General features: G+C 32.4%; 20 protein-coding genes. 5 read left to right on the top strand and 15 right to left on the bottom strand.

Features of this window, described 5'->3' with window-relative positions:
• Positions 1–276 precede the first annotated feature (276 nt).
• From ABDZ69_RS01745 to ABDZ69_RS01700, 10 genes are all read right to left on the bottom strand, one after another.
• On the bottom strand, positions 277–1764 hold the full coding sequence (locus tag ABDZ69_RS01745; protein ID WP_343765846.1) for a 4Fe-4S dicluster domain-containing protein: 1488 nt from the start codon (positions 1762–1764) through the stop codon (positions 277–279).
• 181 nt (positions 1765–1945) lie between these two features.
• Positions 1946–2836, bottom strand: a complete 891-nt coding sequence (locus ABDZ69_RS01740) for a DNA-3-methyladenine glycosylase family protein (protein WP_343765843.1) — start codon at positions 2834–2836, stop codon at positions 1946–1948.
• 123 nt (positions 2837–2959) lie between these two features.
• Complete coding sequence (gltA, locus tag ABDZ69_RS01735) at positions 2960–4351, bottom strand: NADPH-dependent glutamate synthase (RefSeq protein WP_343765840.1); 1392 nt, start codon at positions 4349–4351, stop codon at positions 2960–2962.
• Positions 4344–5243, bottom strand: a complete 900-nt coding sequence (locus tag ABDZ69_RS01730) for a sulfide/dihydroorotate dehydrogenase-like FAD/NAD-binding protein (RefSeq protein WP_343765837.1) — start codon at positions 5241–5243, stop codon at positions 4344–4346. The genes gltA and ABDZ69_RS01730 overlap by 8 nt, the downstream gene beginning before the upstream one ends.
• Before the next feature lie 203 nt (positions 5244–5446).
• Positions 5447–6295 (bottom strand): 3-hydroxybutyryl-CoA dehydrogenase, encoded by an 849-nt coding sequence (locus ABDZ69_RS01725; RefSeq protein ID WP_343765834.1) that lies wholly within the window; start codon positions 6293–6295, stop codon positions 5447–5449.
• A gap of 39 nt (positions 6296–6334) precedes the next feature.
• Positions 6335–7342 carry an electron transfer flavoprotein subunit alpha/FixB family protein gene (locus ABDZ69_RS01720; RefSeq protein ID WP_343765831.1) on the bottom strand — a complete coding sequence of 336 codons (1008 nt, stop codon included), beginning with the start codon at positions 7340–7342 and terminating at the stop codon, positions 6335–6337.
• 19 nt (positions 7343–7361) lie between these two features.
• Positions 7362–8141, bottom strand: a complete 780-nt coding sequence (locus ABDZ69_RS01715) for an electron transfer flavoprotein subunit beta/FixA family protein (protein WP_343765828.1) — start codon at positions 8139–8141, stop codon at positions 7362–7364.
• 16 nt (positions 8142–8157) lie between these two features.
• The gene (locus tag ABDZ69_RS01710) at positions 8158–9297 is read right to left on the bottom strand and encodes an acyl-CoA dehydrogenase (RefSeq protein WP_343765825.1); all 1140 of its coding nucleotides are present in this window, start codon (positions 9295–9297) and stop codon (positions 8158–8160) included.
• A 12-nt stretch (positions 9298–9309) separates the two neighbouring features.
• Complete coding sequence (locus ABDZ69_RS01705; RefSeq protein WP_343765823.1) at positions 9310–10089, bottom strand: short-chain-enoyl-CoA hydratase; 780 nt, start codon at positions 10087–10089, stop codon at positions 9310–9312.
• Positions 10090–10352: 263 nt separating this feature from the next.
• Positions 10353–10985 (bottom strand): redox-sensing transcriptional repressor Rex, encoded by a 633-nt coding sequence (locus ABDZ69_RS01700; RefSeq protein WP_343765821.1) that lies wholly within the window; start codon positions 10983–10985, stop codon positions 10353–10355.
• Between the two features lie 165 nt (positions 10986–11150).
• On the opposite strand from ABDZ69_RS01700, the gene abc-f reads away from it, so the two are divergent.
• The 4 genes from abc-f (at position 11151) to ABDZ69_RS01680 (ending at position 15044) form a co-directional block, all read left to right on the top strand.
• A complete protein-coding gene (gene abc-f, locus ABDZ69_RS01695) occupies positions 11151–13067 on the top strand; it encodes a ribosomal protection-like ABC-F family protein (protein WP_343765819.1) in 1917 nt (638 codons plus the stop codon).
• 194 nt (positions 13068–13261) lie between these two features.
• Positions 13262–13726: a response regulator gene (locus ABDZ69_RS01690; protein ID WP_343765816.1), complete on the top strand. Its 465-nt coding sequence runs from the start codon at positions 13262–13264 to the stop codon at positions 13724–13726.
• Between the two features lie 51 nt (positions 13727–13777).
• A complete protein-coding gene (locus ABDZ69_RS01685; protein WP_343765813.1) occupies positions 13778–14737 on the top strand; it encodes a DMT family transporter in 960 nt (319 codons plus the stop codon).
• Entirely contained in the window at positions 14718–15044 is a 327-nt protein-coding gene (locus ABDZ69_RS01680) for a DUF1904 domain-containing protein (RefSeq protein WP_343765811.1), read from the top strand. Before ABDZ69_RS01685 ends, ABDZ69_RS01680 begins: the two co-directional genes overlap by 20 nt.
• Before the next feature lie 136 nt (positions 15045–15180).
• Here ABDZ69_RS01680 and proC read toward each other — a convergent pair whose 3' ends face one another.
• Together proC and tsaD are read right to left on the bottom strand one after the other, a co-directional pair.
• Positions 15181–15987 (bottom strand): pyrroline-5-carboxylate reductase, encoded by an 807-nt coding sequence (gene proC / locus ABDZ69_RS01675; RefSeq protein ID WP_343765809.1) that lies wholly within the window; start codon positions 15985–15987, stop codon positions 15181–15183.
• 16 nt (positions 15988–16003) lie between these two features.
• Positions 16004–17035 (bottom strand): tRNA (adenosine(37)-N6)-threonylcarbamoyltransferase complex transferase subunit TsaD, encoded by a 1032-nt coding sequence (gene tsaD, locus ABDZ69_RS01670; protein WP_343765807.1) that lies wholly within the window; start codon positions 17033–17035, stop codon positions 16004–16006.
• Positions 17036–17153: 118 nt separating this feature from the next.
• Here tsaD and ABDZ69_RS01665 point away from each other — a divergent pair, with 118 nt between their 5' ends.
• On the top strand, positions 17154–17774 hold the full coding sequence (locus ABDZ69_RS01665; RefSeq protein WP_343765804.1) for a RusA family crossover junction endodeoxyribonuclease: 621 nt from the start codon (positions 17154–17156) through the stop codon (positions 17772–17774).
• 18 nt (positions 17775–17792) lie between these two features.
• Here ABDZ69_RS01665 and ABDZ69_RS01660 read toward each other — a convergent pair whose 3' ends face one another.
• From ABDZ69_RS01660 to ABDZ69_RS01650, 3 genes are read right to left on the bottom strand one after another with little or no spacing between them, the layout of a single operon-like run.
• The gene (locus ABDZ69_RS01660; RefSeq protein ID WP_343765801.1) at positions 17793–19055 is read right to left on the bottom strand and encodes an NAD(P)/FAD-dependent oxidoreductase; all 1263 of its coding nucleotides are present in this window, start codon (positions 19053–19055) and stop codon (positions 17793–17795) included.
• 55 nt (positions 19056–19110) lie between these two features.
• On the bottom strand, positions 19111–20223 hold the full coding sequence (locus tag ABDZ69_RS01655; protein WP_343765798.1) for a GerAB/ArcD/ProY family transporter: 1113 nt from the start codon (positions 20221–20223) through the stop codon (positions 19111–19113).
• The gene (locus ABDZ69_RS01650) at positions 20223–21386 is read right to left on the bottom strand and encodes a Ger(x)C family spore germination protein (protein WP_343765796.1); all 1164 of its coding nucleotides are present in this window, start codon (positions 21384–21386) and stop codon (positions 20223–20225) included. Before ABDZ69_RS01650 ends, ABDZ69_RS01655 begins: the two co-directional genes overlap by 1 nt.
• Between the last annotated feature and the right edge of the window lie 2 nt (positions 21387–21388).

The raw sequence follows: 21388 nt of genomic DNA, 5'->3' as shown, positions 1-21388 counted from the left end.
CCATAGGACATAATAATTTCCTTTAACTTGCTAGGGTTTTTAATTAAATAACGATATTAATAAAAATACTCATATCCTATAAATACAAAAAATATAAGTAGAATTCCTAAAACTATTTCTGATTTGTATTCTCTTAAATCAATTTTATCCATAGTACACCTCCGAAAAATTGCAAGCAATTTTTCAAATAATAAATAGCAAATAACAAAGAATAGATAATGTGAAGTTTCCCTAGGGAAATCAATTTCTCATTTGTCCTTTGTTATTTATTCTTTGTTATCTGTTTAAGTTTATTCCTTCAAATCTTTCTAAATACTCATTTTCAATTACGTCTTTTGCAGGAGATTCTTTAGTAAACTTTGATAGCTGTGCTTTAGCTTTTGTCATTGGAACCATTGTAGCAGGTCCTCCTACACATCCACCTTCACACATCATTCCTTCTATAAAGTTTCCTGATAATCTCCCTACTTTAGCCATAATCATAGTTCTTTTTATTTCATCTGGTCCATTCGCTCTTACTGGTTTAAATTCAATGTGGGTATCTAAATCTTTTGCATAGTTCTGTATAGCTGCCGTTACTCCACCACTTTGAGCAAATCCTCTTCCAAAGGATGAAGCATCTTTTATTTCTAGCTCTTCACATTCCTCTGGTGAAATTTTAAAAGCTCCCATAAGGGCTACAATTTCCTCAAAGGTCATAGCATAATCTACAGCATCTTTAACGCTAGGTCTTTTAACCTCATTTTTCTTAGCTGTACATGGTCCTACAAAAACTACTACAGCATCCTTATCCATTTTTTTAATCATTCTTCCTGTAGCAATCATAGGTGATACTGTATCAGAAACATTATCCATTAACTCTGGGAATTTCTTTTCAATATAACCAAAGAAACCCGGACAACAGGAGTTAGTCATAAACTTATCTCCCTTTTCTAATCTTTCTAACAGTTCATTGCCTTCATGGACAGCTACCACATCAGCTCCACAGGCTGCCTCTATCATATCTAAGAAACCTATTCTTCTAAAAGCTTCTTTTATTTGCCCAACCTTAACATTTAGTCCGAATTGACCTGTTATAGAAGGAGCTACCACTGCGTAAAGTTTCTTTTTCTCCATCAAATCACGAGTAACATCTACTATATAGCTTTTGTCCGATATAGCTCCAAAAGGACAAGCAGACATACAAGCTCCACAGTTTATACAATCCTCTTTAGCTATTTGAGCCTTATTATCCTCAGGATTCATTTGAAGAGCCCCTGTTGGGCACACTCTTCTACAAGGTCTCATAACTTCAGCTACAGCACTAAACGGACAAACTTCCTTGCACAAACCACATTCCTTACAGGTTTCATGATTTATATAAGCCCTTCCTCCTGCTGTTGTAATAGATCCTGCTGGACATACCTCTCTACATTTATGCTGTATGCATCCTCTACAAGCTTCTGTTACAACAAATCTATTAATTGGACACTTGTCACAGGCAGCATCTATTACATAAATAATTTGATCTTCATTTTCAACATTTACAAATTCTTCGGATATTTGTCCATTAGGCAAACATCCCATAGCAAGCTTTGCTCTCTCATAAACTATGGCTCTTTCTTTATAAACACAACATCTATATTCTGCTCTATCACTTTTTATAATATCAAAAGGAATCTTTTCAAGTTCTTCTTTAGTTAATCTATTTTCTAAAGTCATTTCTGCTACTTCTTTTAAAACTAAATATTTTAATTTTTTTAATTGAGTTTCAAAGATTATCATATGCCATACCCCCTAAATATATACGAATAAATTTGTTAAATTCTTATCATATACATTATAACAGAAACTCTTTAAAAAGTAATACAGTTTCAAAGTCTATTTAACTGCATAATTCCTCATTCTCTTTCAAAAACTTAAATTATCTTTAATTCCCATATAAATAGTATAGTTTTAGAACACCTTACTCCAATATATTATTTTCTCTTGCATAATAAAAAAGATATTGTTGAGCAAAACCTGATAATGGTCCAAATTTATCCCTACCAAAGTCTCTAATTTTCTTTAAGGAAACGTCTGGCGCAAGATAAAAGTGTTGCATAGCCCTCTTAACCCATACATCTACAGGAAAAGCTGAGTATTTACCCATAGAAAATAACATAATGCAATCCGCCACTTTAGGGCCTATTCCCATAAAATTTTGTAACTGCTTGTGACACTCATCATCAGTAGCACTCTTAATCTGTTCTATATCATATTCATTCCTATATATTTTATTTACAGTATCCACAATGTACTTTCCTCTAAATCCCACTCCACAAGGCTCTATATCTTCTTCCTGCACCTCTTTTAGTTTTTCTATAGTTGGAAAAGCGTAATAAGTTTTCCCCTTATATTCTAAAGGCTCTCCCCATGCTTTACTTATATTTTCTATAGCTCTTTTTATCATTGGAATTCTATTATTTGCTGATGTTATAAAAGATATGATTATCTCCAAAGGTTCTTGCTGTAATAGTCTAATCCCCTCTCCGAATATAACAGATTTCTCTAGCAGACTATCTTTTTTGAGAATATTTTTTATTTCTGAATAATCTCTATATAGGTCAAAATACTCTACCCAAATCTTTTGAAAATCTTCTTCAGTAGAATTATATATGTATATATCGCTATCCTTTTTCTCCACTTCAATAACCCTTCCAAAGGCCACTCCAATATAGCTGCCATTCTTTGTTTTATTCCACCTAAAGCATTGGCCACACTCAAAAATATGTGCTAGTTCAAAGTTTTCTATATCCTTTACTATAACAGTAGGAAAACCATCTATTACAGTTTCTTCTACATAGTTAAAATCCAATTTTATTACCCCCTTAAAAAATTACTAAATATTTTTTCAACTGACAAATTACATAGAACAAAGAACAAATAAGGATGAAATTACCTTTAGTAAGTTCTCACCAAATCTGTTCTCTATTCCTTATTATTTATTCTTTACTTTTAGATATTCATCTATACCTTTAGCAGCTTTTTTTCCTGCTTCCATAGCTAGAATAACCGTAGCTGCTCCTGTTACTGTGTCTCCTCCTGCAAATACTCCTTCTTTAGTTGTTTCTCCTGTTTCTTCATTCACCTCTAAACATCCCCATTTATTTACGTTCAATCCCTTTGTAGTGGAAGATATTAAAGGATTTGGTGAGGTTCCTAGAGCCATTATTACTGTATCCATTGCCATAACAAACTCAGAATCCCTAACCTCAACAGGTCTTCTTCTTCCTGATTTATCTGGTTCTCCTAGCTCCATTTTAATACACTTTATAGCTTTAACCCATCCATTTTCATCCCCCATTATTTCTATTGGGTTTGTAAGTAGGTCAAAGATAATTCCTTCTTCTTTTGCATGGTGAACTTCCTCTACTCTTGCTGGAAGTTCATCAATTGATCTTCTATAAATAACATGAACCTCTGCTCCTAGTCTTCTTGCAGTTCTTGCAGCATCCATAGCTACATTTCCACCGCCAACTACAGCTACTTTATCTCCCGTTCTAATTGGAGTATCATAGTCTTCCCTAAAGGCTTTCATTAAATTACTTCTAGTTAAAAATTCATTAGCAGAAAATACTCCATTTAAGTTTTCTCCGTCAATACCCATAAACTTAGGAAGTCCTGCTCCTGAACCTATAAATACCGCCGAAAAACCCTCTTCTTCTAAAAGTTCTTCTACCGTAAGGGTTTTACCTATTATAACGTCTGTCTCTATTTCTACTCCAAGCTTTCTTACATTGTCTATTTCATATTTAACCACAGTCTCCTTAGGCAATCTAAACTCTGGAATACCATAAACCAATACTCCTCCCGGTTCGTGTAAGGCTTCAAATATGGTTACACCATATCCCATTTTAGCTAATTCCCCTGCACAAGCAAGCCCTGCTGGACCACTACCTATAACAGCTACCTTTTCATTCTTTCTATCACTTTTAACAGTAAAATTTATATTATTTTCTCTAGACCAGTCTCCAATAAATCTTTCTAGCTTTCCTATTGCTACAGGCTCCCCTTTTATTCCCAAAACACATTTTTCTTCACACTGAGTTTCTTGAGGGCAAACCCTTCCGCAAATTGCTGGAAGAGAACTATCTTCATTTATTATTTCAGCGGCCTTTTTAAAATCCTTATCTCTTATAGCTTTAATAAAAGCCGGAATATTTATAGCTACAGGACACTTTGGTACACATAATGGATTTTTACAATTTATGCATCTTTCAGCTTCCTTAATGGCTTCTTCCTCTGTATATCCTAAAGACACCTCAGTAAAATTCTTTATTCTTTCCTCTGCCCCCTGCTCCCTTACTGGAGTTTTCTTTAAACTAATCATTCTTCTCGTCCCCTCCTAATCCAATGCGACATACATGTCCTTCTTCTCTTTCCTTTTGAATTAAAAGCCTCTTAGCTTCTTCTCCTTTATACATGCCCTGTCTTCTTAATGCTTCGTCAAAATTCACAAGATGCCCATCAAACTCAGGTCCATCAACACAAGCAAACTTAGTTTCTCCACCTACTGTTACTCTACAAGCACCACACATACCTGTACCATCTACCATAAGGGTATTTAAGCTAACCACAGTGCTTATATTATATTCCTTAGTTAGTTTTGCTACAAATTTCATCATAATCATAGGTCCTATAGCTATAACTAAGTCATATTTTTTTTCCTCCTTTTCTATAAGGTCTTTTAACAAATCCGTTACTAGCCCCTTAAAACCACTAGAACCATCATCAGTAGCTATATATAAGCTTCCCACTTCTCTTCTAATTTCTTCTTCCATAATTAATAGCTCTTTATTTTTGCTTCCAAGTATAACATCCACTTTTATTCCTTTAGAGTTTAACCATTTTACCTGAGGGTAAATAGGTGCAATTCCCACGCCACCAGCTATAAACATTATTTTTTTATTTTTTAATTCTTCAATATCCTCGTATATAAAATCAGAAGGATTTCCGAGTGGACCTGCAAAATCTTTAAAACTCTCTCCCTCTTCTAATTTGCTCATTTTAATGGTAGATGCCCCTAGTGTTTGAAACACTATAGTAACTGTTTCTTTTTCTTTATTATAATCACAAATTGTAAGAGGAATTCTTTCACTTTTTTCATCTACTCTTACAATAATAAACTGGCCTGGTTTAGCGGATTTAGCCACTCTTGGCACATGAACAACCATCTTATAAATATTTGGAGCTAAAAGTTCCTTTTCTAATATTTTATACATTACAACTCCTCCGAATTCTCAATAATTATTTTGATAATCAAACTACTTTTATTGTCTTAATATTAATTATATAAAACTTTAATACTGTTTATCAAGCTAATTCTCTTAATTACCTCGGAGGTTATGCCATTTTATGGTACTATCTCCGAGGTACAAAAAAAGCCACCGGAACAATCCAGTGACTTTTCTTTTATAGAAATATATTATTTTGCGTAATTGTGGAATCCTCTTCCTGATTTTCTTCCAAGCCATCCTGCTCTTACATATTTTCTAAGTAAGGAGTGAGCTCTGTATTTTGTATCTCCAGTTTCATTATACAATACATCCATTATAGCAAGACATACATCTAATCCTATAAGGTCTCCTAAAGCTAGAGGTCCCATTGGATGATTAGCGCCAAGCATCATTGACTTATCAATATCTTCTGCTGAAGCTATTCCTTCTGCAAGTATTCCTACCCCTTCATTAATCATTGGAATTAATATTCTGTTTACAACAAATCCTGGAGCTTCTGCAACTTCAACTGGATCCTTTCCAATTGCTAAGGATGCTTCTTTAACTGCATCAAAAGTTTCTTGCGATGTAGCCATTCCTCTAATTATTTCAACTAGCTTCATTACTGTAGCTGGGTTGAAAAAGTGCATTCCTATAACTTTATCTGGTCTTTTTGTAGCTGTAGCTATTTCAGTTATTGATAATGATGAAGTATTTGATGCTAAGATAGTTTCTGGTTTACAAATTCTATCTAGTTCAGCAAATATTTCTCTCTTTATCGCCATATTTTCAACAGCAGCTTCAATAACTAAATCACAGTCATCAGCCATATTTAAATCAGTAGTTCCGCTTATTCTTGAAAGAATTTCATCCATTTGATCTTGTGTCATTTTTCCTTTTGCAACTAATTTAGCTAAACCTTTGTTAATTCCAGTTAACCCTCTATCAACAAATTCATCTTTTATATCTCTTAATATTACTTCATATCCTTTTGCCGCAAAAGCCTGAGCAATACCTGCTCCCATTGTTCCCGCGCCTAAAACAAATATTTTTTCCATGAAATTTCCCTCCCAATATTAATTTTATATATTTCTATGCTAGTTATTTATTGTAGCCTTTAAGCTTTCTATTAATTCAGGAATTATTTTCTTATAATCTCCAACTAATGCTAAGTCTGCTGCTTTCATTAATGGAGCTGAGTCATCTTTATTTATAGCGATTATGAAATCAGAATCCTGCATACCAGCTAAGTGCTGAATTGCCCCTGAGATACCAACAGCTATATATACCTTAGGTCTAACAGTTTTTCCAGTTTGACCTACCTGTAAGGATTTATCAATCCAAGCATTATCAATGGCAGCTCTTGAACCAGCAATGCTTCCACCCATAAGGTCAGCTAATTCCTTTAATATATCAAAACCTTCTTTAGAACCTACACCTCTACCACCGGATACAAGAACTTCAGCTTCTCCAATATCCATAACATTTTTAGCTATTTTAACTACATCTTCAACTTTTAATCTTATATCAGCTGCTTCTAAGTTCGCAGAAATAGTTTCTATTTCTCCTTTTCTTGAAGGGTCTTTAGCTAATCTTTCAAAAACTCCTGGTCTTACCGTTGACATCTGTGGTCTATGTTCAGTACAGATGATTGTAGCCATTAAGTTTCCACCAAAAGCAGGTCTTGTCATTAATAAATGATTTGGTCCTTCTTCTATATCAAGTCCTGTACAGTCAGCTGTTAATCCTGTTTCTAGTCTTCCAGCAACTCTAGGTCCTAAATCTCTTCCTATGTAAGTTGCTCCAACTAAAATTATTTCAGGTTTCTTTTCATTTACTATTTCACAAATTACCTTTGTGTATGCATCTGTAGTGTAATGTTTTAATAATGGATGTTTAGCATATACAACCTTATCAGCTCCGTAAGCTATTAATTCGTTGCAAGCTTCTTCCATGTTGTTTCCAAGAAGCAGAGCTGTTAATTCTACTCCTAATTTATCTGCAATTTCTCTTCCTTTTCCAACTAATTCAAGAGAAACCTTTTGTAATTTACCGTCTCTTTGTTCAGCAAATACCCAAACGCCTTTGTAATCTGCTATATTCATCTTAAAATCCCTCCTACTATTAGATATAGTGTTTTTCCTTTAATTTTGCAACTGCAAGCGCTGCTGCTTCTTTAGCTGGTAAGTTAACAATTTCACCTTTACCCTTAGCTTCTTTAGTAGTTGATTTTTTAACCTTTGTTGGTGAACCTGCAAGTCCAAGAAGGGATTTTTCTACTCCTAGGAAATCTGCATTCCAAACTTTTATTTCCTTATCGAAAGCTCCAAATATATGGCTTACATGCATATATCTTGGCTCGTTTAATTCTTTTATAGCTGTTAAAAGCACTGGCATTTTAACTGTGATATTTTCATATCCATCTTCCCAAGCTTTTCTAACCTTTAATTCTTCTCCAGCCACTTCAACTTTTTCAACATAAGTTATTTGTGGTAAGTTTAAGTGTTCAGCAATTTCTGGACCAACCTGAGCTGTATCTCCATCTATTGCTTGTCTTCCTGCAAATACTAAATCATATTCTAATTTTCCTATAGCTGCTGCAAGAACTCTTGAAGTAGCTAACGTATCAGCACCAGCAAATGCTCTATCTGATATTAATATAGCTTCATCTGCTCCCATACATAATGCTTCTCTTAAAGCAACTTCTGCTTGTGGAGGTCCCATTGTTATAATAGTAACCTTACCATTAGTTTTTTCTTTTAATACTAAAGCTTCTTCTAAAGCATTTTTATCATCTGGGTTTATTATTGATGGAACCCCTTCTCTTATAAGAGTTCCTGTAACTGGGTCAATTTTTACTTCTGTTGTATCTGGAACTTGTTTTAAACAAACAATTATATTCATTACTTGAACCCTCCTACTATTTAAATATGTTTCCTGAAATAACCATCTTTTGAACCTGTGAAGTTCCTTCGTAAATTTCAGTTATCTTAGCATCTCTCATCATTCTTTCAACTGGGTAGTCCATAGTATATCCATATCCTCCGAATAATTGAACCGCCTTAGTTGTTACATCCATAGCAACGTTTGCTGCATGTAATTTAGCCATAGCTGCATCTACTGAATATGGCATCTTATTTTGTTTCTTCCAAGCAGCTTTGTAAACTAATAGTCTTGCAGACTCAATAGCTACTTCCATATCTGCCATCATCCAAGATAATCCTTGGAATTTATATAATTCTTTCCCGAATTGTTTTCTTTCTTTCATGTAGTTTTGAGCTTCTTCAAAAGCACCTTCTGCTATACCAAGAGCCTGAGCTGCTATACCAATTCTTCCTCCATCAAGAGTTTTCATTGCTATTCCAAAGCCTTTTCCTTCTTTTCCAATCATGTTTTCTTTTGGAACTTTAACATCTTCAAAGATAAGCTCAGTTGTTGAAGAACCTCTTATACCCATCTTTTCTTCAACTTTACCTATGGAGAATCCTGGCATTCCTTTTTCTAATACAAATGCTGTTATTCCCTTAACACCCTTACTTCTATCTGTCATACCAAATACTATGAATACATCTGCGTATCCACCATTTGTTATAAATATTTTAGTTCCATTTAATAAGTAATGATCTCCCATATCAACTGCTATGGTTTGTTGTCCTGCAGCATCTGTTCCTGCATTTGGTTCAGTTAATCCGAAAGCACCAAGCTTTTTACCTGAACAAAGGTCTGGTAAATATTTTTGCCTTTGAGCTTCTGTTCCATTTTCATATATTACTGAAGCACATAATGAAGTATGGGCTGAAACTATAACACCTGTAGTACCACATACCTTTGATAATTCTTCAACGGTTAGTATATAGGATAATATGTCTCCACCTGCTCCGCCATATTCTTTAGGGAATGGTATTCCTAGCATTCCTAATTTACCCATTTTTTCAACGTTTTCCACTGGGAACATATGCTTAGCATCTACTTCTGCTGCTATTGGTTTTACTTCGTTTATAGCAAATTCTCTAACCATTTGCTTTACAAATTCTTGTTCTCTAGTTAATGCAAAATTCATTACCCTTACCTCCTATTTATTTCTGAAGCACTTATCTCTTTTTTCAACAAATGCTGTCATTCCTTCTTTTTGGTCTTCTGTTGAGAAGCATTCACCGAAAACTTCTGCTTCATAAGATATAGCTGTGTCAATATCGCATTGCACTCCTCTATTTATAGCTGCCTTACAAAGTTTTACAGCTATTGGAGCATTGTTAGCTATTTTCTTAGCCATTTCTTTAGCTTCTTCCATTAATTTCTCTGGTTCCACAACTTTGTTTACAAGACCTATTCTTAAAGCTTCTTCTGCTCCAATTATTTCTCCAGTAAAAATTAATTGTTTAGCCATAGAAGCTCCAACTAGTCTTGGCAATCTTTGAGTTCCACCAAAACCTGGTGTAATTCCAAGTCCTACCTCAGGTTGTCCAAACTTTGCCTTTGCGGAAGCTAATCTGATATCACATGCCATGGATATTTCGCATCCTCCACCTAGGGCAAAGCCATTTACAGCTACTATAACTGGTTTTTCCATAATTTCTAATTTTCTAAACACTTTATTTCCAAGTAATCCAAATTTTCTGCCTTGATTAACATTTAAGTCCTTCATTTCAGTTATATCTGCTCCAGCTACAAAAGCTTTTCCAGCTCCTGTAAGAATTACTGCTAGAACCTCTTCATCTTCTGCTAAAACATCAATTGCTATGTCTAACTCTTTTAAAGTTTCTGAATTTAAAGCATTTAATGAAGCTGGTCTATTAATGGTCATTATCGCAACATTTCCCTCTTTTTCGACTAAGATATTCTTAAACTCCATAAGTATCCCGTCCCTCCTTATTTTTTCTTCGACCAATTTGTTAATAATATAACAAATTATTTAAAAAAATATATCAATCACACTCTTTCTATATTATATACTCTTACTTTTTATTTTTCAATATCAAATTTAATTTTACTTTTAATTTATACATCAGCCCTTTAATTAACATATACTTAACAATAAAAAGTCCTACAATTAGACTTATCTAACCATAGGACTTTTTATTGTTATTGTATTGACAATTAATTATCATTAAAATACTATTCTTCGTGGCTCATTAAGTAGCTTAAAGTTAATAAGCTATCACTTAAATGTACGTTTTCAGTGTGGATTCCTTCAGGGACTATCAAATCCACTGGTGCGAAATTCCATATACTCTTAACATCATTTTTAATTAAAATATCACATACCCTTTGCGCGCTTCTACTAGGCACACATAATACACCAATATCAATTGCATTATTCTTTAAGTATCCCTCTAAAGTATCAATATCTTTTATTTCTATATCTCTGATCTTGATACCTACAAGCTTTGGATTTATATCAAAAATAGCCTTTAACTTGAATCCTAATTTTTCAAAGTACGTATAGTTTGCTATGGCCTGACCTATATTACCTGCTCCAAGTAATACCATAGAATATTCTCTGTCAATACCCAAAATATTACTAATTTGACTATAGAGATCTTTTACATTGTATCCATATCCTTGCTGTCCAAAGTCTCCGAAGCAGTTTAGATCCTGTCTAATTTGTGAAGCAGTAAATCCAATTTTCCTACTTAATTCTTTAGAGGAGATTCTGTCTACATCATTTTTTAGTAGCTCAGATAAATATCTATGATATTTAGGTAATCTCTTTATAACCGCCATTGATATATTTTTTTTCTTATCCATCCTTACACCTCTTGCGAATTAATTTTTACACTCAATTTATTTTATCATAACATTGATAAATCTTCTACATATTTATCCATCAAAGTTTATTATATAATAAATAAATTTAAACTACAAATTTTATCTTTTACGTAGTACAATAATAAACGTAAGAGGTGAAATTAAATGATTATTTTAAGTTGCAAAGATTTATTTAAAAGCTATGGCATAGATACAATTTTAGATAGAGTCACCTTTGGAATTAATGAAGGTGACAAAATAGGTCTTATAGGGGCCAACGGTGCAGGAAAATCAACTTTATTGAAAATAATATCTGGGATTATTGATTATGATGATGGAGAGCTCTTCATAGATAAAAATAAGAAAGTAGGCTATCTATCTCAGCATCTTTCCTTAGATTCTAATAATACTATTTATTCTGAAATGCTTTCTGTATTTAGCGAACTACTTGCCCTTGAAGAAAAAATAAAAGACCTTGAGTTAAAGATGAATGAACCCTATGATGCTAACAATGCAGATTATCATAATAAAATCATAAATGAATACACTATTTCCACTGAGTTATACACTAATAAAAATGGATATACCTACAAAGGTGAAATTTCTCGTGTGTTAAAAGGCTTAGGTTTTAATGAAGAGGATTTTGATAAAGAAATAAGAATATTAAGTGGGGGACAAAAAACCCGAGTTGCACTTTGCAAACTTCTTCTTGTTAATCCTGAAATACTTTTATTGGATGAACCTACAAACCACCTTGACTTAGATGCTATTGAATGGCTAGAAGAATATTTAAAGTCCTATAAGGGTTCTATAATAATTATATCCCACGATAGATTCTTTTTAGATGCTGTAACTAATAGGACTATGGAACTTCTAAATGGTAAAATGCTTTCTTATGATGGTAACTATACAAAATTTATAGAGTTTAGGAAAAAGGACTTTGAAAATAGATTAAAAGCTTATAACCTTCAACAAGCTGAAATTAAAAGACAGGAAGATATAATAGAAAGATATAGATCCTTTAATAGAGAAAAAAGTATACGAGCCGCAGAAAGTCGTCAAAAGGCATTAGATAAAATTGAGAGAATTGATAGTCCAGATAAAGATCCTACGGGAGCCAAAATAAAGTTTACGGCTCAAATAACTAGCGGAAATGACGTTTTATACATGGAAAACTTGTCTAAAAGCTTTGGAGATAAAAAATTATTTTCTAATATAAACATGGATATAAAAAGAGGTGAAAAAATTGCCCTAATTGGAGAGAATGGAAGAGGCAAAACTACTCTTTTAAAAATTATCATGGAAAAAGAAAATAAAGATAATGGAATAGTAGTCCTTGGAAAAAACGTATTTATAGGCTATTACGACCAAGAACAATCTAACTTAAATATAGAAAACACCATAATTGATGAGGTTTGGGATGAATTCCCTAATATGACTACTACAGAAATACGCTCTGCCCTAGCAGCCTTCTTGTTTAGAGGTGAAGAAGTTTTTAAAAAGATTTCAACCCTAAGCGGAGGAGAAAAGTGTAGAATTAATCTTTTAAAACTAATGCTATCAGAGTCAAATTTATTATTACTAGACGAACCAACAAATCACTTAGATATCATGTCCCGCGAGGCACTAGAAGACGCTATCATGAGCTATGATGGTACTGTATTGCTAATCTCCCATGATAGATATTTCTTAAATAAGGTTATTAATAGAATTTATGAGCTAAAAGAAACAGAGGTTAAAGAGTATCTAGGTAATTATAATTATTATGTAGAAAAGAAAAAAAATCCCCTTCGTTTTGCCTATGAAGAAGAAATTGAAGGAAAATCAAAAACTCAAATTCAACAAGAAAAGCGTAAAAAACGAGAGGTAGAAAAGGCTGAAAAAGAACTTAAACAAAAAATTAAAAATATTGAAGATGAAATTTCTAATAAAGAAAGTTATCTAGTGGAACTTCAAAATGACTTGTGTTTAGAAGAAGTATATTCTAATCCTACAAAGAGTGAGGAAGTAAACAAGGAAATTTTAAAGGTAGAAAAGGAATTGGAAGAACTTTATAGTCAGTGGGAACGCTTTATCCGATGATTACCCGCTCTAATACTCCCTTCTTCTCTTAAGTTGGAGCTAAGAGCGGGTACGTCCCTGGATAACGATTTCTAAGAATCAGCTGGAGTAAAACTCCATCTGATTCAAGAACTCTGTTTATGTAAGGATGTTGAAAATAATTGTATTATAGGATAGAATGAAATTAACAATAACTTCTCATTGTGAGGTAAGCTATGAAAAAAGTATTAGTTATAAACGATTCTAGATTCGAAAGTGCTATATTAAAAGATTTGTTAACAAAACTTGGATATGACGTTAAAACCGCTAATGAGTATTCAGCTCTTCAAGAAGTTAACAATTACTTACCTAATATAGTTATATCTAACCTTATTATGAAAGAGACTTCTGGAGACTTATTAATTAAGAAAATAAAAGATGTACATAAAGACATGGTATGTTTTTTATCCTCCTGTAGCAATTTGCATATAGAAGATTATAAGTATAATAAAGTAGACGATATTATAAAAACTCCTGTGAATGTAGAAGAGTTAAATAAACTATTAAAAAAATTTTCTCCCAAAGATTCCAACACCATCTTTACCTTTTGCCCTTACTGCGGTGGTAAGTTTGGAGAGGGAACCTATTCCTTCTGCCCTTATTGTGGAGAAAAAGTTAGTAGAATAGAAGCAAGAGTATGATCCTTAACATTCATACTCTTATTTTAATATATAATATTTTCGGAGGTAACCATGTTTAACAAAAAAGACACTCTACCCTACTTAGCTTCTATTGGATATTCTATAATCTTTGGATTGAGCTTTCTGTTTTCTAAAATGGCCCTAGAAGTAGCTTCCCCCTTTAAGCTTATATCCTTTAGATTCTTATTAGCTTTCTTAACTATGTCCGTACTAATATTGTTTAAAGTAATAAAGGTTAACTATAAAGGCAAAAAACTAAAAGAGTTATTAATATTAAGTTTGTTGCAACCTGTTGTATATTTCATATTCGAAACCTATGGCATTAAATATTCCTCATCTTCTTATGCTGGAGTATTAATTGCATTAATACCAGTTCTCGTATCTATAATTGGTATTTACTTCCTAAATGAAGTGCCTAGTAAATCTCAATGGTTTTTTATACTTTTATCCGTGTCTGGAGTTATCTATATTGTATTAAATGACAATAATTCTGGAAGTTCCAACACCCTTTTAGGAACAGTTTGTTTACTTATAGCTATTGTAGCTGGTTCAATTTACAATATATTGTCTAGAAAAAGCTCTACTAATTTTTCATCTATGGAAATTACATATTTCATGATGGGAACAGCAGCAATTGTTTTCAACATTATAGCTCTTGTTTTAGATATAATAAATGGGAATATGGGTGACTTCTTCAAGCCTCTTTCAAACAGTAATTTTATTATATCACTATTGTTCTTAGGAATATTATCTTCCATAGTAGCATTCTTTTTAGCAAATTATGCTTTATCAAAATTACCAGCTTCTAGGTCTACAGTTTTTGGTAATTTATCAACAGTAATCTCTATCTTTACTGGAGTATTTTTCTTAAATGAAAACTTTTATTTTTATCATGTAATAGGCTCTTTAATGATATTATCAGGAATAATTGGAACTAACTATTTCAATGCAAAACCAAAGGAAAATTTAGAAATAAAGGAGAGTAATAATTATGCCACGAATCAAGGTTAAAGGAATTAAAGTAGAGGATGTTTGTAAGGTAAGTAAGGAATTAATTGATGAATTAGAAGCTTTGTTAGAATGTCCAAGAGATTATTTTTCAATAGAACATATAAACAGTACTTTTATAAAAGATGGCGAAATGAATCAAGGATATCCTTTTATTGAAGTGGCTTGGTTTGATAGAGGCCAGGAAATCCAAGACAAAGTAGCTAAAACTATAACAAAATTCTTTAATTCTGTAGGATATGATAACTTAGATATTATATTTATCATGCTAAAAAAAGAAAGTTACTATGAAAATGGAGAACACTTTTAAGCTAGTGTTTTAGTTAATAGTTGTTTAGTTTCCTAGTTAGCGACAAAATTCCTATGGAATTTTCATAATTTAAATTCCATAGGAATTTTTCCTTAACTAAATCACTAAAAATCTAAAAAACTAAAAAACTAAAGAACTATTTGCTCATCTTAATAGTTTTCTCTCTGCATTTCTCCATGGCTTTAATTACTGCTCCCCTAAAATTGCTTTCTTCTAAAGAGTACACCGCTTCTATGGTAGTTCCTCCAGGAGAGCAAACCTTATCCTTTAAAACTCCTGGATGTTCTCCTGTTTCTAATACCATTTTTGCAGCACCAAGTACTGCTTGGGCTGCCATTTTATAAGCCTTGTCTCTAGGCAACCCACCAAGAACTCCTCCATCTGCTAAAGCTTCTATAAACATATATACATAAGCCGGTGAAGAACCGCTAATTCCTGGTACCACATCCATAAGTTTTTCACTTATAGTTTCAACTTTTCCAAAGCTCTTAAATATATTCATTACATTTTCAACATCTTCTTCACTTGAAAAATCATTGTAGCATAAAGCTGTCATCCCCTCTCCTACCAAAGCAGGAGTATTTGGCATGGTTCTAACTATCTTTATATTTTTTTCAAACTTATTTTGTATAAATTCCATAGTAATTCCTGCAGCTATAGATACAATTACTACATCTTCTTTTACTTTATTCCTTATTTCCTCTATAACTACACCATAGATATTAGGTTTTACCGCTAATATAATTATGTCGGAACCCTTTGATACGTCCTCATTGTTATTAGTAATGTTTATACCATAGTTTTCCTTCATATGGTTCAGCTTTTCTTCATCTCTATCGCTTACTATAATATTTCTGCCCTTAATAATTTCAGACTTTACAAGGCCTGAAACTATTGCCTGGGACATATTCCCTCCGCCTATAATACCAATGGTTTTATTCATAAATATACCCCCTATTTTATATTCTTCTTTCACCTAATTTTAAATTAGGTACAGCGTTTATATCTAAAGAAGCTACTCTTCCTTTAACGAATTCATAATAAGCTGCACTTCCTATCATTGCTGCATTATCCGTGCAAAGAATCAATTCAGGAAATAAAACCTTTATTCCATTTTTCTCCCCTTCTTTAAAAAGATTATCCCTTAAAGAAGAATTTGCAGCAACTCCCCCCGCTATGGCTATTTTATCTACCTTTTTCAACTTGCAGGCCTTAATAGAATTATCTACAAGAAAATCTATCACAGCCTTTTGGAAGGAAGCCGCCACATCCGCTTTGTTTATTTCCTCATTTTTCATGGCTTTTCCATTTAAATAATTTAACACAGCAGACTTTAACCCACTAAAAGAAAAATCTAAGATATCATTGTCATGAAAATTTGCTCTTGGAAATTTTATTGCATCTGGATTTCCTTCCTTAGCTAATTTATCAATCTTAGGCCCTCCTGGATATCCAAGACCTAAAGCTCTTGCAATTTTATCATAGGCTTCTCCTGCAGCATCATCTCTAGTCTGCCCTAAAATCTCAAACTCACCATAGTCCTTCATGTAAACAATGTTACTATTTCCTCCCGATACTATAAGACATACAAAAGGAGGTTCTAATTCCTTATGTTGTATAAAATTTGCACTTACATGACCTTCTATATGATTTACTCCAATTAACGGTTTATTCAAAGCATAGGCAAGACCTTTTGCATATTGAAGTCCTACTAGCAATGCTCCAACCAGCCCTGGCCCATAGGTTACTCCAATAGCATCAATATCATCAAAGGATAACTTAGCTTCATCTAATGCTCCCTGTACCACAGCTCCTATAACCTCTATATGTTTTCTAGAAGCAACCTCTGGCACTACTCCTCCAAATTTTTTATGTATATCTATTTGAGAAGATATTATATTTGACAATACTTCTCTTCCATTAACTACTACGGCAGCAGCGGTTTCATCACAACTGCTCTCTATAGCTAGTATTACTACGTCTTTTTTCATCTTATTAACTCCTCATGTGTGAATTTAATACAATAATTATACTTTAATAAATTTTTCTTATCAACCTTCTATTGAAAGCTTTCCCTAATAGATGATAACATATAATAAGGTGATGATAATGAATAATTACGCAAAAATAATTGTAGCAGGTTCTCCAATATCTAAGTCAAACTTTAAGCTTTTTAATCTTAACGGAAGAGCTATACTTCCCTATAACTCTGGAAAATACCATGATAGATACGCCCTTTACGAAGAGGAAATTGCATATGAGGCGAGAATTCAAAATCCTAGTACTGTTCTTACAGAGTCTTTGATTGCAGTACTTAAAGTTTATTATAAAAGCGAAAAAAGACATCCAGATACAAATAATATAACCAAAAGTATTTTTGATGGTATAGAAAAAAGCGGTCTTATTATAAACGATGCTCAAATTAGAAGAATGATTATAGAAGAATATTATGATAAAGATAATCCTAGATTTGAATTAGAACTTTTTGGAGAAAGCTTCTATACTATTAATTACGAAATAGTTAAAAAAGACGTAAAAGACAAACCCATTGAATATTCCCTTCCTAGTAATAAGAAAAACTCTTCTTTAACCAAAGCTAAGGAAACTATTCCTAGGGATTGTAATAACACCTGTTATATATGCGGTAAGGGTAATGGGAATGGACAGCTACTATCTGCCAATAATGGAAAAATGAAAATATGTAAAGAGTGTTTAAAAAAACTTTTTTAAACACTCTTTAACCTTTTACTATTCCTCTATTTTCAATGTAATATTTTTACAAGAAGGATATTTATTTATCACTTCCTTGTGAATTATTACATCTTCCATTTGCCCTGGAGTAAATATACTTTTCTCGAAAGTAAATTCTCTCTTTTCATCAAAATATACAGATATTTTTTTTTCGTTATACACATTATCCACTCTAAATTTAACTTTCAAAAAATCATTTACATTTTCTTTATTTACAAAGTTAGGCACAGTATATTTAAGTCCTTCTCCTGATAAAATCGCTATACTATCTCCCTTATTTTTAAACCTGTCGCCTTTTACATATTTTGCAGCATTCCTACCAGCTAGATTACTTTCTATACTAATACTATCAACGTAATCATGGACATGCAGTGCATTACCACAGGAAAATATACCTTCTATACTAGTTTCTAGACTTTCATTAACTAGGGGACCGTTAGTTTCATCGCATATTTTTATACCCACTTCTTTTGAAAGTTCATTTTCAGGTACAAGGTCAACGGATAAAATTAAGGTATCACACTCTATAAACTCTTCTGTGCCATCAACAGGTTTTCTATCTTTATCCACTTTAGCTATGGTTACTCCTTCTAACCTATCCTTACCTTTTATACTAATCACGGTGTGACTAAGCTTTAGTGGTATGTTAAAGTCCTTTAAACATCCAACTATGTTTTCTTTAAGTCCCCCAAAATAAGGCATTGGTTCAACTACTACTTTAACCTTTGCTCCTTCTAAAGTCATTCTTCTTGCCACTATTAATCCTATATCTCCAGAACCTAGTATAACCGCTTCTTTCCCTGGCAGATATCCATCTAGATTTATAAACCTTTGTACGGTACCCGCAGTAAATATTCCGGCACTTCTGCTACCTGGTATATTCAAAGCGCCTCTTGGCCTTTCCCTACAACCCATGGCTAAAACTATAGCCTTACCCTTTATTTCAAAAACTCCTTCTTCGCTATTTAATAAAGTTATAGTTTTATCTTTAGCTAGATTCATTACCATAGTATTTAATTTATATGAAATATTCATATCTTTGATTTTATCTATATATCTTTGGGCATATTCTGGACCCGTTAACTCTTCATTAAAATTATAAAGACCGTAGCCGCTATGTATACATTGATTTAATATTCCACCTAAGGAATTTTCTCTTTCTAATATAATAATATTATCAATACCCTCTTCTTTTGCTGAAATGGCTGCCGCAAGACCTGCTGCTCCTCCACCTATGATAACTACATCATATTCCATCATTCTTAAAACCCCCTCTAATACAATTTTACCATAGTAAATATTTTTTTAAATAAAATTATTTTTTATCAGCGCTAGGTTTTCCCCTTATAAAATACATTATTATCAATATGACAGGAATCACAATGATAAATACACTCATTAATGGAGTTTTAATTTTATAAGTCATCATTTTTCTTATATAAATATTTTTTTTAAACGGCTCTAAATTACATACTATATATGTTAAAATTGCATAAGGTATAATAAATATATTAAATTTTTTTACACTTACAACATATGAAGTGATTTTTGAAGCAAGATATATGGATAAGGATAAATCAATATACATTCCTATTATCCAGCTAAATATACTAAAAACTTCTAATCTTTGAACGAATTTCAGTACAGATATCTGTTGCAAAGAAGCTAAATAAGGCAGTGATTGATGTAGCGCTTGCTTAACTCCGAATACTCCTAAGGTGCTTATAATAATCATTAAATGAAAAGCTGTAATTATAATTAAGAAGTAAATATATATTTTATTTACTTCTTCTCTTTTCTTTAAATTAGGAAATATTAATCCTAATAAAAAAATTTGATCATAGGTAATAGCTGTAACTATAGATGCAAAATTTAGTTCTTTAAAGGTTGTGGTTTTTAATATAGGAAGAAATACTTTAAAGTCTGTAATTCTAAGGTTTAATAATAAAACTATAATTATATCTATTAATATAATAGGAGTTATTATTTCCGCTAACCTTCCATGAATAGAAAGTCCCTTATAAGCAGAGTAGCAACAGCAAATCAGAGTTGCACCAATAATTAAATATAATGGTGTGTCGGGTAACATAAAACTCCTAGTAAAATATCCTATCAATGCCACTCTATAAGTGCAATGATAGAATAAAAATATAGCTGTTAAGAGGGATATTATTTTACCCCCTACCTTACCTAATAGTAATTCACCAATTTGTATAATAGATAAATTTTTATATTTATTAAGCAAAAATAGAGTTAACAACGACAATATGCCATTATATAACATAGTCCCTAGGCCAACTACCCAAACATCCTGATTTCCAGGTGGAGGTAAAATTATAGGTAAATATGTGTAAGCATCTATTAATTTAGTTAAAACAAGTAGCATTATAGCTTGATAGGTGGAGATTTTATAATAGGATTTCAGCATTATTCTACCTCCTCCTTTAAAAAACTCTCTTCTAATAAAGCATCTCTATCTACATCTACATCTACATTTACTTTAACACTGGCATTGCAAAAGACTTCATCCCACTTCCCCTTAACCTTGTTCCAATTTTCATAATCATTTCTATAAACATATTCATTAAAATGAAATATGTCCGCTTTAAACTCATTTTGAGCCCTTTCTATCAAACTTTCCAAGTTACTTTTTACTACTTCCTCCGTAGCTTTTTCTATTTTGTCTATAACTTTTACATCCCTTAGTCTTTCGTCTGTCATAATTTCATTCATCAGAGTTTCCATTTTAACATCAATATTTATTTCCCACTTTTCTTCCTTTAGCTTTACAGAACTTTTCGCCTTTGAATTTAATATCTTTATGGTATAAAATCTTAAATCATCTCCACTAGGTGCTACTATTAAAGCGCTTTTTATATTGTTTTTTATTATATTATACCCCTTAGTTTCTTCCCCATCTAAATACCCTGCTAACTTATCCTTTATAAATACTGCCATCCCCTCCACATTCAATCGAAATCCAGGAGTAGAAGTTTTAGCTTCCTTTTTAATCACACCCGTTACATAAACATTAGATCCCTCACTATAATATTGTTTAGCCAGCTCCCTCAAATTTACTTTAAGAGACTTCCCAGAATACTTAGTATTATTTATTAAATATTCTACATAATCTCCCAAAAGATCTTCGGAAGCGGGAGGCGTTCCAAATAACTCTGAAGCATTTCCTTCTATACAAACTAAGACATAACTGTTTAATCTTATTTCATAATCCCTTTGCCAAAAGTCTAAGTATTTTGAAATTCCATCCTTTGCTACTTCATCACAAAATACAAAAACCTTCGTATGGGGGAAGTAAAGCTTTCTATCGAAAAACAAGGTGATATTTCTTATAGCCTCAAAAATAGTACTTCCTTTAGTTTGAGTTATTATTGCTTTTTCCGGATTCATAATCTCTTTTTTACCTACAGGATTTACTATTTCCATAGTTAGAAGAATCTCATCATCAATTTTATCATGACCTACCATGGTTACAATTCCATACTCATTTAATTCCATGGCCCCTATACAACTTACCATTAGGGAGGCAGTAAACATAATTACTATTAAAAACATTATTTTTCTTTTATTCATTT

Source organism: Clostridium malenominatum (assembly GCF_039521365.1).
GTDB lineage: Bacteria > Bacillota > Clostridia > Clostridiales > Clostridiaceae > Clostridium_AW > Clostridium_AW malenominatum.
This window is presented reverse-complemented; position numbering and strand designations above follow the sequence as displayed.

Excerpts from the sequence above, each read along its gene's own strand:
- tsaD (WP_343765807.1), bottom strand. The coding sequence starts at position 17,035 with ATGAAAAAAGACGTAGTAATACTAGCTATAGAGAGCAGTTGTGATGAA.
- gltA (WP_343765840.1), bottom strand. The coding sequence starts at position 4,351 with ATGATTAGTTTAAAGAAAACTCCAGTAAGGGAGCAGGGGGCAGAGGAA.
- ABDZ69_RS01680 (WP_343765811.1), top strand. The coding sequence starts at position 14,718 with ATGCCACGAATCAAGGTTAAAGGAATTAAAGTAGAGGATGTTTGTAAG.
- ABDZ69_RS01700 (WP_343765821.1), bottom strand. The coding sequence starts at position 10,985 with ATGGATAAGAAAAAAAATATATCAATGGCGGTTATAAAGAGATTACCT.
- ABDZ69_RS01685 (WP_343765813.1), top strand. The coding sequence starts at position 13,778 with ATGTTTAACAAAAAAGACACTCTACCCTACTTAGCTTCTATTGGATAT.
- ABDZ69_RS01730 (WP_343765837.1), bottom strand. The coding sequence starts at position 5,243 with ATGTATAAAATATTAGAAAAGGAACTTTTAGCTCCAAATATTTATAAG.
- ABDZ69_RS01705 (WP_343765823.1), bottom strand. The coding sequence starts at position 10,089 with ATGGAGTTTAAGAATATCTTAGTCGAAAAAGAGGGAAATGTTGCGATA.
- ABDZ69_RS01715 (WP_343765828.1), bottom strand. The coding sequence starts at position 8,141 with ATGAATATAATTGTTTGTTTAAAACAAGTTCCAGATACAACAGAAGTA.
- ABDZ69_RS01655 (WP_343765798.1), bottom strand. The coding sequence starts at position 20,223 with ATGCTGAAATCCTATTATAAAATCTCCACCTATCAAGCTATAATGCTA.
- abc-f (WP_343765819.1), top strand. The coding sequence starts at position 11,151 with ATGATTATTTTAAGTTGCAAAGATTTATTTAAAAGCTATGGCATAGAT.
- ABDZ69_RS01745 (WP_343765846.1), bottom strand. The coding sequence starts at position 1,764 with ATGATAATCTTTGAAACTCAATTAAAAAAATTAAAATATTTAGTTTTA.
- ABDZ69_RS01710 (WP_343765825.1), bottom strand. The coding sequence starts at position 9,297 with ATGAATTTTGCATTAACTAGAGAACAAGAATTTGTAAAGCAAATGGTT.
- ABDZ69_RS01650 (WP_343765796.1), bottom strand. The coding sequence starts at position 21,386 with ATGAATAAAAGAAAAATAATGTTTTTAATAGTAATTATGTTTACTGCC.
- proC (WP_343765809.1), bottom strand. The coding sequence starts at position 15,987 with ATGAATAAAACCATTGGTATTATAGGCGGAGGGAATATGTCCCAGGCA.
- ABDZ69_RS01720 (WP_343765831.1), bottom strand. The coding sequence starts at position 7,342 with ATGAATATAGCAGATTACAAAGGCGTTTGGGTATTTGCTGAACAAAGA.
- ABDZ69_RS01660 (WP_343765801.1), bottom strand. The coding sequence starts at position 19,055 with ATGATGGAATATGATGTAGTTATCATAGGTGGAGGAGCAGCAGGTCTT.
- ABDZ69_RS01665 (WP_343765804.1), top strand. The coding sequence starts at position 17,154 with ATGAATAATTACGCAAAAATAATTGTAGCAGGTTCTCCAATATCTAAG.
- ABDZ69_RS01725 (WP_343765834.1), bottom strand. The coding sequence starts at position 6,295 with ATGGAAAAAATATTTGTTTTAGGCGCGGGAACAATGGGAGCAGGTATT.
- ABDZ69_RS01690 (WP_343765816.1), top strand. The coding sequence starts at position 13,262 with ATGAAAAAAGTATTAGTTATAAACGATTCTAGATTCGAAAGTGCTATA.